Origin of the sequence: Cohnella silvisoli, from assembly GCF_021190915.1 — a bacterium.
In the GTDB taxonomy this organism is placed as follows: domain Bacteria; phylum Bacillota; class Bacilli; order Paenibacillales; family Paenibacillaceae; genus Cohnella; species Cohnella silvisoli.
Genome location: NZ_JAIOAP010000021.1, coordinates 97,253 through 111,320, shown reverse-complemented (window position 1 = coordinate 111,320; position 14,068 = coordinate 97,253). Strand labels below are relative to the sequence as shown.

Annotated in this window: 13 protein-coding genes and 1 riboswitch; of the genes, 10 read left to right on the top strand and 3 right to left on the bottom strand. The window is 44.9% G+C overall.

Features of this window, described 5'->3' with window-relative positions:
• Positions 1 to 517 precede the first annotated feature (517 nt).
• On the bottom strand, positions 518 to 1,189 hold the full coding sequence (locus K7P76_RS29335) for a hypothetical protein (RefSeq protein WP_232189648.1): 672 nt from the start codon (positions 1,187 to 1,189) through the stop codon (positions 518 to 520).
• A gap of 328 nt (positions 1,190 to 1,517) precedes the next feature.
• Here K7P76_RS29335 and K7P76_RS29330 point away from each other — a divergent pair, with 328 nt between their 5' ends.
• The 5 genes from K7P76_RS29330 to K7P76_RS29310 are packed head-to-tail and all read left to right on the top strand — an operon-like array spanning position 1,518 to position 8,149.
• Positions 1,518 to 2,615 (top strand): LacI family DNA-binding transcriptional regulator, encoded by a 1,098-nt coding sequence (locus K7P76_RS29330; protein WP_232189647.1) that lies wholly within the window; start codon positions 1,518 to 1,520, stop codon positions 2,613 to 2,615.
• 19 nt (positions 2,616 to 2,634) lie between these two features.
• Positions 2,635 to 3,327 carry an ABC transporter ATP-binding protein gene (locus tag K7P76_RS29325; protein WP_232189646.1) on the top strand — a complete coding sequence of 231 codons (693 nt, stop codon included), beginning with the start codon at positions 2,635 to 2,637 and terminating at the stop codon, positions 3,325 to 3,327.
• The gene (locus tag K7P76_RS29320) at positions 3,311 to 4,333 is read left to right on the top strand and encodes an efflux RND transporter periplasmic adaptor subunit (RefSeq protein WP_232189645.1); all 1,023 of its coding nucleotides are present in this window, start codon (positions 3,311 to 3,313) and stop codon (positions 4,331 to 4,333) included. Before K7P76_RS29325 ends, K7P76_RS29320 begins: the two co-directional genes overlap by 17 nt.
• 45 nt (positions 4,334 to 4,378) lie before the next feature.
• Positions 4,379 to 7,258, top strand: coding sequence for an ABC transporter permease (locus K7P76_RS29315; RefSeq protein WP_232189644.1), 2,880 nt, complete (start codon positions 4,379 to 4,381; stop codon positions 7,256 to 7,258).
• Positions 7,259 to 7,261: 3 nt separating this feature from the next.
• Positions 7,262 to 8,149 carry an ABC transporter ATP-binding protein gene (locus K7P76_RS29310; protein WP_232189643.1) on the top strand — a complete coding sequence of 296 codons (888 nt, stop codon included), beginning with the start codon at positions 7,262 to 7,264 and terminating at the stop codon, positions 8,147 to 8,149.
• 332 nt (positions 8,150 to 8,481) lie between these two features.
• Here the strand turns inward: K7P76_RS29310 and K7P76_RS29305 are convergent, their stop codons facing one another.
• Entirely contained in the window at positions 8,482 to 8,667 is a 186-nt protein-coding gene (locus tag K7P76_RS29305) for a hypothetical protein (protein ID WP_232189642.1), read from the bottom strand.
• Positions 8,668 to 9,068: 401 nt separating this feature from the next.
• Here K7P76_RS29305 and K7P76_RS29300 point away from each other — a divergent pair, with 401 nt between their 5' ends.
• From K7P76_RS29300 to K7P76_RS29280, 5 genes are all read left to right on the top strand, one after another.
• Entirely contained in the window at positions 9,069 to 9,863 is a 795-nt protein-coding gene (locus K7P76_RS29300) for a hypothetical protein (RefSeq protein WP_232189641.1), read from the top strand.
• A gap of 53 nt (positions 9,864 to 9,916) precedes the next feature.
• Positions 9,917 to 10,105, top strand: a complete 189-nt coding sequence (locus tag K7P76_RS29295) for a hypothetical protein (RefSeq protein ID WP_232189640.1) — start codon at positions 9,917 to 9,919, stop codon at positions 10,103 to 10,105.
• A 123-nt stretch (positions 10,106 to 10,228) separates the two neighbouring features.
• On the top strand, positions 10,229 to 10,588 hold the full coding sequence (locus tag K7P76_RS29290; RefSeq protein ID WP_232189639.1) for a hypothetical protein: 360 nt from the start codon (positions 10,229 to 10,231) through the stop codon (positions 10,586 to 10,588).
• A gap of 57 nt (positions 10,589 to 10,645) precedes the next feature.
• Complete coding sequence (locus K7P76_RS29285; protein WP_232189638.1) at positions 10,646 to 11,950, top strand: PIN-like domain-containing protein; 1,305 nt, start codon at positions 10,646 to 10,648, stop codon at positions 11,948 to 11,950.
• Positions 11,951 to 12,105: 155 nt separating this feature from the next.
• Positions 12,106 to 12,777: a hypothetical protein gene (locus K7P76_RS29280; protein ID WP_232189637.1), complete on the top strand. Its 672-nt coding sequence runs from the start codon at positions 12,106 to 12,108 to the stop codon at positions 12,775 to 12,777.
• Between the two features lie 482 nt (positions 12,778 to 13,259).
• On the opposite strand, the gene K7P76_RS29275 is transcribed toward K7P76_RS29280, so the two are convergent.
• Complete coding sequence (locus K7P76_RS29275; protein WP_232189636.1) at positions 13,260 to 13,721, bottom strand: chemotaxis protein CheX; 462 nt, start codon at positions 13,719 to 13,721, stop codon at positions 13,260 to 13,262.
• An 88-nt stretch (positions 13,722 to 13,809) separates the two neighbouring features.
• A riboswitch (cyclic di-GMP riboswitch) is annotated at positions 13,810 to 13,900 on the bottom strand.
• Between the last annotated feature and the right edge of the window lie 168 nt (positions 13,901 to 14,068).

Here is a 14,068-nt window from a genome sequence, read left to right as displayed (position 1 = left end):
CGCTGAACGCGCGCCAAAGTCGCGCTGAACGCGCGCCAAAGTCGCGCTGAACGCGCGCCAAAGTCGCGCTGAACGCGCGCCAAAGTCGCGCTGAACGCGCGCCAAAGTCGCGCTGAACGCGCGCCAATCTCGCGCCGAAGACGCACCGAAGTCGCGCTGAACCCGCGCCAATCTCGCGCCAATCTCGCGCCGAAGACGCACCGAACTCGCACCGAACTTACGCCGGACTTTCGAAGAACTCACGTCAATCCGCGCCCGTCCTTAAACTAATCAATCTAGCCGAACTCCTACCAGCAACAAAATGTAAAAAGCGCAGGTGTTTTGAATCAATCTTGAGTTTAGTAGCGTCAACCTGCAAAATGTACATGTGTTTAGAACAAAAAGTGCAAATTTAGCTGAATTTTGGCGGAGTACATGTACATAATGCAGGTTGATTGACGAATATCCGAGTTTTAGTTGGAAACAGCTGTACGGAATACAGGTTGTTCCCCCCCCAAACCCAAAACCTCGTAATCGATCAGAAAAAGAAGTTTATTTTGTCGCGAACCACTTCGTATTCGAGTATTTTACTTTGCGGATGACGGTAAACAGGGCGTAACCATCCTTTCGTAACTAAAGAGCGCAACCATTTAATGGCCGTACGGTGATTGACTTCGAAATGTTTCTCTACATCGATTGGCCTAATATATCGAGTCAGTCCTAAAGCTAGGCGGATTACCTCTTTCTCAATGAGAATTGCGCGCGATACGGGAGCTTGGGAAGGTTGATATTGGCTAAGATTCATGCGCAGCAGAGAGATACATAGATCAGGACGATTGGCGACATCATCAAAAGCAAATGAGAAGATCCGGTAGCCTATTCCTTGCATAAAGAGCTCGCGGTTTGTTTCGCCACAGAAGCCCATACGGTCCATATCCCGAATATGACTGTTGAATCCTTTGATTTCGATGATAAATTTCAAGAAGCCAAAAAAGTAAACGAAATCTGCAAAATAAGGTTTTCCCCGTAAATCAAGTATTTCATATTCTGGATGCAAATGATCAAAGTTGCCAAACATAGGCCACCACGTATTTTGCAGAAACAGTTTTTCTCCATGCGCATGTCCCCGTTCCAATCGTCCTCTGCGTTCCCCCGATCTACGTTTCAGATGATAAGCAATAAACTCTGCGTGTTGTTTTTCAAAACTCATTATCCTATTCCTCCTCTGTTTAGAGCGGTCGATAAAACAGAAAACGCCCCTAACCCACCATTCGGTAGGATAGGGGCGTTCTTCGCCGCTTCTTGGATATTAGTGTAACCTAAACTAGCAAAAAGGGATACCCGCACCCGATGTATCGAATCACTCCACAATCACACCTATGCGTATCGACTTATTTTTCAGCTAAATCTACGAAATCATCAATTAGAAATTGACAGATATTTACTCTCGGTTTATAGTAATGATAGATTTTTGCAAACGTTTGCAATGACGGAAAGGAGAACCTTCCTATGTTACTTTGCCACTCGAGTGACCGGTTTTGATCGGCACCGGAAGTACATTCAAGTCCGCTCAACCTGCAGACGCAACCACAGTTCAAGATGTTGGTATCAAGCCCGGCGTCCAAGATGTAGGAATTAAAGCTGTTGCGAAGGCGTTGAATTTGTCGGTCAGCACGGTTTCCAGAGCTTTAAACGGCGTTTATGGCGTGAATGCTGCGACAAGGAAGCTTGTCGAAGAAACGGCCAAATCTATGGGCTACGTTCCCCATCTCGGCGCCAAGCAACTCGTTGGTAAAAGCAGCAACCTGATCGGAGTATTCATCCCGCAGTTCGAATTCGAAGCGAGTGATGGGTTTGTGGGTATGTTCTCTCCCCTGCAGAACGCATTGCAAAGCTATGGCAAGGACGCTCTCTTTTTTTCAATCCCCTTCTCCAATTATCAAAATCAGCGCTTAACGGAATGTATTACATCCCGAAGCTTGGAAGGCTGCATTATTTTTCCTCCTTTCTCTGAAGCGCATCCGATCATACAGGAGGTTTTGCGGCTTCAGGTGCCGTGCGTTAATTTCGAGGATGTCATCGGGCCTCGTTGCTCCTCGGTCATCTCGGATGATCGGGAAGGAGGCCGTCTTGCTGGAAGAAGGCTGCTGGAAGGCGGACACCGCATTATCGGGTATATGAACGGTCCGCCGGGAATTCGCATTTGCAAGGAGCGTTACGCCGGTTTTTGCGAGGCATTAAGTGAATTCGGCATCGAGCACGATAGCTCCTTGGTTGTGATCGGGGATTTTTCCGGCGCAAGCGGCGCGAAGTCGGCAATCGAGCTGCGGCACAGGCATCCGGAGATGACCGCCCTATTCTGCGCTAATGATTTAATGGCGATGGGGGCTATCATGGAGTTTGCGCGTGCTGGCATATTGGTGCCGGAAGAGGTCTCGATTGTCGGATACGACGGAGATACCTTTTCCGCCTATACGTCGCCTCCGCTTACGACAATCAGTCACGCCAGAGACGAGATCAGTTCACGCGCTGTACAAATGCTCATGGAGATCATTAAGGGAAATTCGGGTACTAAGCATTCGGTTCCGCCGCAGCTTAAGGAACGTCAATCGGTTGCCCGCTGGCGAACAGAGTAGAGAGGAGGCCATCAACGAGATGACGGTTATAACCAAGGACATCATTCATGCAAAAGGAATTAAACGCGTTTTTGGCAAAGGTTCGGGCGCCGTTACCGTATTAAAAGGCGTGGACATCCACCTCCCCGCAGGCAAATTGGTTGCGTTCAAAGGGAGATCCGGCTCGGGCAAGACGACGTTGATCAACTTGCTTAGCGCTCTGGATCGACCTACGGAAGGTACGATTTCCTTTGACGGGCGAGACCTGACGACGATGTCCGATTCTCAGAGGGACATTGTCCGCCGGACGGAGATGGGACTTATTTTCCAATCCTTTGCCCTTATTCCTCTTATGTCCGCCTACGAGAACGTAGAGTTTGTACTTAGAATTGCCGGAGTTCCCGCGAATGAACGGAAAGCCGCGGCAGTCCAAGCTCTGGACCATGTCGGCTTGAAACCCCGGATGCATCACCGGCCTTTCGAGATGTCGGGAGGAGAGCAGCAAAGGACGGCTATCGCCCGCGCCATAGCCCATAAGCCAAAGCTGATCCTGGCCGATGAACCGACAGCCGAGCTCGACAGTCGTACGGGACTGCATATTATTAAAGTATTCCGAGACTTGGTAGAGCAAAGCGGAATTACGATCGTTCTGACTACGCATGATCCAGCCATTATGGAAATCGTCGATCAAGTTTACGAACTGGAGGATGGACAAATTGTCTCGCACAATTAAACAAGCCACGGCTCTCGGATTGGCAATCGTTCTAGGTACCGCCTTGGCAGGCTGCTCGCTCTTGCCTAAAGAAGAAGATGCTTTGAAACCGCCGCTCGTCAAACCCGCGCAAGAAAATTACAGTACCGTGAAGGCGGAAAAAGGGACGATCGTGAAATCGATCAACGGAAGCGGCACCTTCGAATCGATACTTACGGATGTAGCCCAGTTTACCGGTCAAGGCGGACGGATCGATAAAATTCCAGTGAAAGCCGGCGATAAGGTAAAAAAGGGGGACGTGCTTGTCCAGCTCATATTGGACGGCTTGGATATTCAAGTAAAGGAACAGCAATTGGCGCTGGAAAAAGCGAAATATGCTTATCGGCAAGCCCGCAACGGCGATGAACAGGTGCTCAGGATCGCAGGACTGCAAATGGAAATCGAACAAACCAAATACGATCGGTTATCGAAACAATTGAACAGCAAGCAGCTGGTATCGAATATCGACGGCGAAGTGGTGTTCGCGGAATCCCTGAAGGAAGGGGATTACGTTGAAGCTTACCAGACGTTAGTTACCGTAGCCGATCCCTCTAAGCTCAGAGTTGCTATTCGCGTCGACAATGCCAACGATATTCGCGAAGTCGAGGTGGGCGTAGCCGCGGACATTACCTTGAATCAAGACAAGGTCGTAGGGAGAGTCGTTCAGACGCCGTCCTCTTCTCCGACCACTTTAAATAAAGATTTAGCCGAAAAATATGCCAAGACATTGTTCATAGAGGTACCGAAGCTGCCTAAAGATACCAAGATCGGTTCGATGGCCGACGTGAAAATCATTACGCAGCAGCGCGATCAAGTCATCAAAATTCCGCGCAGCGGTTTGCGTTCGTACCTGGGACGCAACTTCGTACGTGTATTGGAAGACGGTAAGCGCTTACGCGAGATTGATGTCGAGCCGGGGCTCGTCGGCGCCACGGAAGTAGAAATCATTAAAGGATTGGATGAAGGCCAGACCATCGTTCTACAGTAAATACAGTAAATTATTTCGCGTTCCTAGCGTTAGGGAGGCTTCGAAGTGGCCTTATTCGTCATGATTATCCGCAAAATGGTTCAAAATAAGTGGCTCGTGTCCAGCATGTTTTTCGGTATTCTGATGACCGTAGCGCTTGTCGGAACGATGCCGATCTATTCGGAAGCCATTCTATCCCGCATGCTCGTTAAAGATTTGGAGACTTTCCAGAACGAGAAAGGAATCTATCCGGGAACGCACTGGTCGATGATCGGATTCTATAATGAAACGAGCGAGAAACGCGCCAGCCTGATCGCTCAGATGGATCGCTTCATGGCTGCCGAGGCTGCCCCGGGCTTCGGAATCCCGGTGAAGGAGCTCGTGCAGGAACGACGCACCAAATCCGTTTCGCTTATCCCTCCGGGAACGGAACAGGATACGAAGAAATCGAGGCAAAGCGCTACTTTGCGGTCCTATAGCGAGTTCGAGGATCATATCAAGCTCGAGGACGGAAGAATGCCTGCGAAGCAGCCCGTCGATGGCGTTTACGAGGTGCTCGTCACGGACCAGGCTTTGGCCAACTATAAGGCCGTTTTGGATACCGTGTTTCTATTAAAGGCCGACAAAATCCAGGGAAATCTCAAAATTAAACCGGTAGGCGTCTTCACCAAGAAACAGGATGACGATCCTTATTTTCGCAATGCGGGCTTAAGCGATATGAATTCGGCCTTCATTATTGACGAAGGGCTGTTCGCCCAAGAATTCATCAAGGGGAATAGAATCCCGGTCTCGGCGAGCGGTTGGTTCTTCGTACTTGACTATTCCAAGATGGAGCTTCGGAACGTATCGCAATTTATCGATACCGATAAGGCGATACGCGCCAAGGTGAAGGGCAAGATCGTTCAATTCCAAAGCGAATTCAACACGCCTGCTCTGGCTACGATCACGGAATACTTCGAACGGGCGAAACAACTGAACAAGCTGATGTGGTCGCTGAACGTGCCCGTATTGATCATGCTTGGTTTCTATATGTTCATGGTGTCTAACCTGATCGTGGACCGGCAGAAAAACGAGATCGCCATCCTGCGAAGCAGAGGCGCCGCAAGATGGCAAATCGTTCTCTCCTTTGCCATAGAAGGATTGCTGCTCTGCGCTATCGCATGGGCCGCCGGACCTTTTATCGGAATGGGATTAACGAAAGTACTCGGGGCTTCCAACGGATTTCTGGAGTTCGTTCAAAGGTCGCGCATGCCCGTTCATTTGAATGATCAAGCGTTCCTCTACGGGGGAATCGCCGCTGCGGTCTCGTTCCTGATGATGCTCATTCCGGTAGTACTTGCTACGCGGGTTTCCATCGTCGGGCACAAGCAGCAGCTTGCCCGCATGCAGCGGCTGCCGTTCTGGCACAAGGCGTTTCTCGATGTTGCGGCTTTGGCCGTATCTATCTATGGCCTTACTACGTTTAACAGCCGGTTAAAGGATTTAAAGAGTCTCGGTTTAAGCACGGACGATCTAAGAATCGATCCGTTGCAATTCGTCATGCCGGCTTTATTCGTCCTTGGGGCAGGGTTGCTGCTGCTCAGACTGTATCCGTTCGTGCTGAAGCTTGTTTATTGGATCGGTCGCAAATGGTGGCCGCCGTCTTTGTATGCGACATTGATCCAAGTCGGACGTTCCAACAGCCAATATCAATTTCTGATGGTGTTCCTTATTATGACGATCGCCATCGGCGTATTTAGCGCGGGTGCCGCGCGAACGCTCAACAACAATACGGAGGACCGGATCCGTTACGGCAATGGCGCGGATTTCGTCCTGCAGGCGCAATGGCAGAACGATAAGCCGCCACCGCCGCCGCCAGGTGCTCCGCCTACGGATACATCGCTGACCGCGCCCAAGGTGATTCATTATTTGGAGCCGTCATTCGATCCGTATATGAAATTGCCGGGCGTCGAGCAGGCGGCGAAAGTATTCGTGAAAGAGAAAGCCACTTTCGCGAGCGGAGAGAAGTCAGGCGTCGCGATGCTCGTCGGGGTGGATAGCGATGATTTCGGAAGAGCGTCTTGGTTTCCGAATAAGCTGCTTGATTATCCGTTCTACGAGTATTTGAACCTGATTGCGGCCGACCCGCGCGCGGTGCTTATATCCCGAACGTTAGCCGAACAACGGGGTTTGAAAAAAGGCGATACAATATATGTAGGCTGGGAAGAAATCAGCTCCCAACCGTTCGTCGTCTTCGGGATTATCGATTATTTTCCAACCTTCAATCCGAACCCGCCGATCGGTTCTATCGATGCTTCGGATGAGGAGACGAAACAGAATGCGCCTATGCTCATCGTTGGCAATCTGAGCCGCATTCAGTTCCAATTGGCGCTCGAGCCTTACCAGGTATGGCTGAAGATGAAGCCGGGATATTCCACTTCCGAATTTTATGACGGCATCGAGAAGTCGAAGCTTGGACTTACGAGTATCGTTAACACAAGGGAAGATCTAAATAAAGCGAAGAACGATCCTTTCCTGCTCGCGCTTAACGGAATACTGACGTTAGGTTTCATCATTTCGATTCTAATCAGCTTTGTCGGTTTCTTGCTCTATTGGATCTTGTCGCTCAAAGGCCGGACGCTGCAGAACGGAATTATGAGAGCGATCGGGCTATCGCTTCGTCAATTGATCGGAATGCTGGCGCTCGAGCAACTGCTAACGTCGGGAGTCGCTATCCTAATCGGCGTTGCGATCGGCAACTTGGCAAGTCTGCTGTTCGTTCCGAACTTTCAGATTGCCTTTAATCCGGGCAGCCTCGTTCCGCCGTTCAAGGTCATGTTCGCGGCTATCGATTTTATCCGTCTCTATTCGATCGTCATTTTCATGTTATTGCTAGGGTTGGGCATTTTGTCCTATATGCTCTCCCGCATCCGCGTCCATCAAGCGCTGAAACTGGGGGAGGACTAACCGATGATCAATTGCGAAGGTTTGGTCAAAATATACAAGGCAGCCGACCTCGAGGTGTTCGCGCTGCAAGGTCTCGATTTGCGGGTGGAAAGCGGCGAGTTAATGGCCATCATCGGCAACAGCGGTAGCGGAAAGTCGACGCTGCTTAACATGCTCGGCGGTCTCGACCGTCCGTCCGCTGGAGGACTCGAGATCGACGGCAAGAACATGCTGAAGATGTCCGAGCGTGACCTGGTCAAGTACAAACGGGAAAGCGTTGGCTTTGTCTGGCAAAATAACGCTCGAAATCTCATTCCTTATTTAACTGCTCTTGAGAACGTCGAGCTTCCGATCCTGCTTAAGGGTAAGCGCAAAAGAATGCGGGCCTTGGAACTGCTCGAGTCAGTGGGGCTGACCCATCGGAAGAACAACAAGCTCCATCAGCTGTCCGGCGGCGAGCAGCAACGTGTAGCTATCGCCATCGCGCTGGCCAACCATCCGAAGCTGCTCCTTGCGGATGAACCGACCGGCTCGGTCGATTCCCGGATGGCGGATCAAATTCTCGATTTGTTTCGCGAACTGAACCGGACGATCGGCATCACGATTGTTATCGTCACGCATGATCCGCTGCTCGCGAAGAAGGTGGACCGCGTTGTCGCCATCCGCGACGGAAAAATTTCCTCGGAAATGTTGCGCCGCAAGTCGTATGCCGAAGAGCTGGCGGAGCTGGAGCGGGGAATCGAACAAACCGAGGAAGACTCCCATGTCGAATATGCCATACTCGACAAAGCCGGCCGTCTTCAAGTACCGGCAACCTATCTGGAGTCGATTGGCGTCAAAGACTCGAACAAAGTTAAGCTGGAGCTCGTAGAGGGCAAGATCGTTCTGACTTCTCCGGAGGAAGCTTCTTAAATTACGGCACAACAGGGCGGCCTTTTTGGTCGCTCTTTACATTCTCTATAACACTGTTATAGAGGGATTATCAAACAAGAGTAAATAAGAGTGGAGTATGAAGATTTCTGGAATCATAGTTCTTATTCTTGGAAGTTATGTGCTCAAATGCTACTCGGATATAACGGTAAGCGCATTAGTGTTCCGCTATCGAAAGAGGATGCCATGAAGCATTTATTTGAGACGAAGGGGGCAATTAGAGGATTTAGTATTTTATACGACGAGAAAGACTGATTTATTAAACAGATACCGAAAAGAACAAATTAACGAACCCGAATTACCGGATTTGAACATCACTCAGCCTCCGGATATTCTTCTTTTAATTCTTCAATAGAACCGTACTTTTTTGTTTCATATAGAAATTTCGCCATTTCCTTATCTGTTCGATCCTTTATGACATGGCCGTAAACCTTACCTAGCTTTTCAAATACAAACATGGTCTTACCTGGTTCATCTCGTAATGGATATTTGTTAGACATATGACACCTCTTATGTTCATGGTTCGATCAGAAGAGGGAAAACCTTCCTTATGCCAGTTGAATGAAGATTTTGAAGCTCCGCGGGTGCTATTAATAGGATATATGCGCTACATCTCGATTTGTGAAATAACTAGTTACTTTAAATATAATTTAATATTTTCGACAAAATATTACAAATTTTGCTATATACGCTTCCAACATTTAGGTGGTAAACTGGCTGTGTCAACAGTTAATTCAAAATTTTCAATTGTTATCCAATCGATTTCTGGACGTGCTGGTTTGGGGTATCTGCCCCTTTCTTAAATATGCCTAAAAAGATGTCTTCTAACATTATGTATTGAATTTGATGAGAAGCTGGCCAGCTTTATCATAAATACAAGAGAATAAGAGGAGTGTTTTCTTTGAAGAAGTTCTTGTCAATAATTTTGATAGTTGGTCTTATATTTACCTTAAGTACTTCTGCATTCGCAAAAGATAAAAATACTTCCGAAGGCCTAACAGAAAAAGAAAAGCTAGTTCTCATTAATCAAGTAGGTCTAACAGAAGAAGAAACAACTTTATATCCTATTGGATTGTTACGAGAGCTTATCGCCAACGATGGAAAGAAACTTTCTACAACTACTAGTAAAAGTTATGATCTAAAGAGTGAGGGACCTAGCAACGGTGAAATCGGAACTGCATCATTAACTAATAGTGATATCACTCTTAATGGTGCAGCGTTCAGTACTACAAGTGATGTTTCAGGATCTAAGAAAATTATTCTTGTTGGTAACTTTCAATGGAAAGTTGACCCATTTTGGACTTTGACAGATAAAATGTCTATCGGCTATCCCGTTACAAATAAATGGTATCTCAGAACTTCACAAGGGCAAGTCCTAGGGCACTCCAGCGAAACGTGTAATTATGTAGCAACTGCGTGGGACTGTGTTACAAAATCATCACCTTCTAACTACGATCTAGGCGTCGGTGTTGCTGCGTCATTTGATCTTAAAGGCGATGCAAACGTAATGAAAGGTTGGGTTCAGCAATATGTTTACGTTGTAAACACTGAATCAGGAACTTCAAATGTTTTGTTCCGCTATGGTCATAAAACTATAAGTGGTAATGTTGGGGTTGGTATTTACCCGGTTGGTTTAGCAGTCGAACCAGCTGTTAACACAGAGACTCTGGATTATATCATAACTTTCAGTTGGTGATATAATAAAGTAGGGGGGGTAACCCCCCCTACTTTATTTACGGAGGTGAAAATTTGAAAGAAACTATTTTTGGAATATTGCTCTCATTGTTGGTCACCGTTGTTCTTTTTATAATTGTATCAAACATCATTGCCGCTTCAAATGATTTAGGTAATATTCTTGCAATGACTTTTGTTATTTCAATTCAAATTTCTTTTCTCGTTGGGTTAATTATTTATAAAACGAAAAAAAACAATAAATAAAGTTCCTTGACCCATTTACTATACGTAATCCTTGTATTAAATATTGAGAGAAATTATTCGTTATCCTCAAAAGAAGAATATTTATATTTCATTAGGTTGATTTCGAATCACGGGTGGGAGGTTGTGCCGGTTAATAATGGTGCATCTTCCTTGGATGAGTATTGTGCAAACTTAGTTACAGAGATGTGGTCATCCATTAGAACGGATTTAGAGGCGAACTTGACAAACTTCATCAATGGAATACCTGGTGTTATTGAACTTCCAGTTGACGACACTTTAATATCTCAATTGGCTACAAGTAAATGGCGAATGACCTCGAAAGATAAAATGATACTGGAAAGCAAAGACGACATGAAAAAGCGTAGACTTAAGTCACCAAACCGAGCCGACGCTTATGTTTTGACTTTTGGCGAATATCTCATGGAACCTGATGAGCATATCATGACACCAGCTATTGGTAGTGTAACAATAAAGCAAATTTGAAGGGAAATGGAAATTCTTGTCGAATAACCTCAGTTAACAATATTGAGGAGTGAAGGTATGAAAAGTTTGTTCTCCATGTATTACACTCCAACTGACGATGATTTTAATAGACTTTGGGAAGAGAGTGTAATCGTCTTCGATGCTAATGTTTTATTAAATCTTTACAGGTATACGATTAAGACAAAAGATATCTTTATGGATATCATCAGGGAATTATCTTCCCGAATATGGATACCACATCAAGCAGCTTTAGAATTTCACGCGAATCGATTGAAGGTTATTTATGAACAAGTTGATGCGTATCAACAAGTGAGGAAGATATTAAATGATGCAGCCGGGCCACTGACTCTTCAACTAAATGATGGATTGAAAGACTATGCAAGAAAGCATCCGATAATTGATGTGAATAACATAAAAGAAAGAATTAATGGCTTTTTTGAATTACTAAATAAAGAAGTTAATGAGCAAGAAAACCTTCACCCAAATTACCTCCAGAACGATGATGTCAGAGAGTTCTTAGAAAGGCATATTACTAGCATCGGACCCCCTTTTACTAAAGATCAATTGGAAGTTGTATTTAGAGAGGGCGAGATCAGATATAAATTAAAAAGACCTCCTGGATTCAGAGACGCTTCCGACAAAAAGGATGATAGAAAGTATTATCAAGGACTAACAATTGAAAGTCAGTACGGTGATTTACTTATCTGGAAACAAATAATCGAGGAAGCAAAAATTCGAAAAAAATCGGTTATTCTCGTCACCGACGATGTAAAGGATGATTGGTGGCTCAGGGTGCACGGTAAAACAATCGGCCCGAGATTCGAACTTATAGATGAGTTTACTTACGAAACAGACCAAAACTTCTACATGTATGAATCTCATCGCTTTTTAGAGTTTGCGCAAAAGTATCTTGATCATACAGTGGACGAAGAGGCTGTACAAGAAGTGCAAGATTTGAAAGAATTCAAAGAGATGATGTTGAACGAAGATGAAAGAATCAAAACAAGAGCTAGAGAGTTAAATTCCAAACAAAAGAGATTATTCTCTCTATCGAACTTGCCGTTAGTAAAAAATGAGAAAAGAGAAGAGAATAGAATATTCATAATATCTTTCGCGCCAAAAAGAGATTTTGACATATTTGACTACAGAGATAGGATCAGTTCGGAAATAATGAAAACTGGAAGATTTGTTGAGCTAATTAAGGTAAAGCAATGGGAGATCCCTGGCGATCTGGGGCCGCAAGAAATTCATGTTTCAATATCCATTTATGATCCAGAAGGCGATGCTTCAATTGAATTTATGATCAGTATATTTTCAAAAATATTCAAATCACATAATTTCACAATTGACGAATTAACTTAAAATCTATAGAAACTCTCATAAAATAGGAAAGGCTTTGGTTGTCCTACCTGGACCTAGCCTTCGTTATATTTTGGAACTTGCTGATGTTTAGGCTGAGTTGGGATTTGCGTTTGGTTGATATATCACAAGGTTTCCAAGGAGGTTGCTAAGAGGTAATGAAGTATTCCTTGTTCGATAATGGAATTGATTCTTTCAAAGCTGCATTTAGTTCAATTCAAAAAATCAAAGACCTTGTTGATGGTGGGTATCATCATTATAAAGATGCCATTCTATCAATCAATCATGCGAATGAAGTATTGTTCAAGCACATGTTGAAACAGAGGTTAGAACTCCTTATTTTTGAAGATATGAAAACATACATTAGTGCCAAGTCAGACCTTAAACGTTCCGGAAAAAGCAACGTGCTTGAGGTAAATCCGAACCTTAAAACTGTCAATCTATTTGATGCGATGAAGCGATTACGAGACTTATGCGATGTGGAAATTCCAGAAATGTTTTTTAGCTCAATCCTATACTTAAATAATCTTAGAAATAAAATCATGCATTATGAGATAGAGTTACATGAAGAAGAGATCGAAAATGTAAGAAAGATGTTGGAGTCGTGCTACACACTCAGTATAGAATTCTTTGAATCGCAATTAGGCGGTATCGGACAAGCACTCGAAAATGCGCGATATGAACTGACTTCAGAAGATATTGCCGACATTCTAGCAGAGCAAGAGATGTACGAGAAAATAAGAGAAGATTATCTCGATCGGTTAGATGGTGAATATTTAGCGATCGACGAAGCATTAGAAGATGAATTCGAGGGAAAAGCAACCTATTAAACAAAAATCCGTAGTAACTACGCATATTTATGATGTTATTCTATAGATGGATAAGAATGAGCGCTGACAAATGAGTCGGCGCTCTTTTTATTTCTTTTTGGATTGTAATTGATGATAACATCCAGAATTCGTATAAGTGTTTTATCACTTATTTTTTGAAATAGAGCTATAAGCCCACACTTTTTGACCTTTAATAAGATTCGCCGAAAATAGTAGGCAATATCTTAGCCAATCAATCACAAAACCTGAATTCGTCCTTCTCTAATCCAACTCGTCAATCTATGCATCGATATGCCGGTACCGACGGATAATTCTTTTAATGACGCCGTAGGGTGAGTTCTCAGATAGTCCTTGCAAAGATGAAATTCCGTTTCATGCTCGGTAAAACAATCATCGCATGCCATTTCCGACATTCTATGTTGAGCAAACAACTTGCCGCAGCGGACGCAGTTACTCAATGACATAGGGGTTATCTCCTTATATTAAACTTCGAATACGATATTCATCTCTAGTTGATTGTTCATATTAAGGATTATGGGGATAGATAATACGCTCATTTTGACTGCGGAAACTTCGATCTGCTTGCCCATGATTAGCGTTGGCGGAGTAATATCCAATGTGATTCCGTCTTGAGAAAAGTAGCTCATCGCATTGCCGCAAATCATGTTAGCTAATTCGGAAAAAGCGCTTTGCTCCAATGAACCCAAGGCTTCGACCGGAACGCCTCCCATCATCGTCGAAACGACTTCTAGAATGCTTGGCATGGACCCTCCGAAATACATTTGACCGCGAATGTCTCCCGTTATGCCGACAATCGTTAATACTTCCAGTCCGGAGAACGGCGAACTTTTAAGAGACGGACTTCCAACCTTGCAGGGCAGCTGGAATTGCTCGAACACATGTGAGGCCGCTTTCAGAAAAGGATTAATGTAAATGGCTTTCAATGGCTATCACCCGCTTTCGTTTATTGAGAAACCTTGTATTGAAACATAAAAAAACCTCCCGAATAGGAGGTTTTTATTTCCATCTTATTCCGGCAACTGGCTGGCATGACGCATGGCGATGCGCGGTAGCCCCTGTAGCTTTGCGACCCCATCTTTCAAAGGGTGTGCCTTTTCAATTTTCAATAGTACAAAATAACCAATACTTCGACAATAGTAGGAAATTAAGACCATGTCAATATGTTTAATCCAAAAATGATGAAAAACATCGCTGTTTCTGGCGAAAAGGACAGTCGGGCGCAGATTAAAGAAGTCTCTTTTTTATAACATGAAAAAATTTTCCGATTATG

Coding starts and splice junctions, on each gene's coding strand:
- K7P76_RS29305 (WP_232189642.1), bottom strand. CDS start 8,667: ATGTCTAACAAATATCCATTACGAGATGAACCAGGTAAGACCATGTTT.
- K7P76_RS29335 (WP_232189648.1), bottom strand. CDS start 1,189: ATGAGTTTTGAAAAACAACACGCAGAGTTTATTGCTTATCATCTGAAA.
- K7P76_RS29310 (WP_232189643.1), top strand. CDS start 7,262: ATGATCAATTGCGAAGGTTTGGTCAAAATATACAAGGCAGCCGACCTC.
- K7P76_RS29325 (WP_232189646.1), top strand. CDS start 2,635: ATGACGGTTATAACCAAGGACATCATTCATGCAAAAGGAATTAAACGC.
- K7P76_RS29285 (WP_232189638.1), top strand. CDS start 10,646: ATGAAAAGTTTGTTCTCCATGTATTACACTCCAACTGACGATGATTTT.
- K7P76_RS29280 (WP_232189637.1), top strand. CDS start 12,106: ATGAAGTATTCCTTGTTCGATAATGGAATTGATTCTTTCAAAGCTGCA.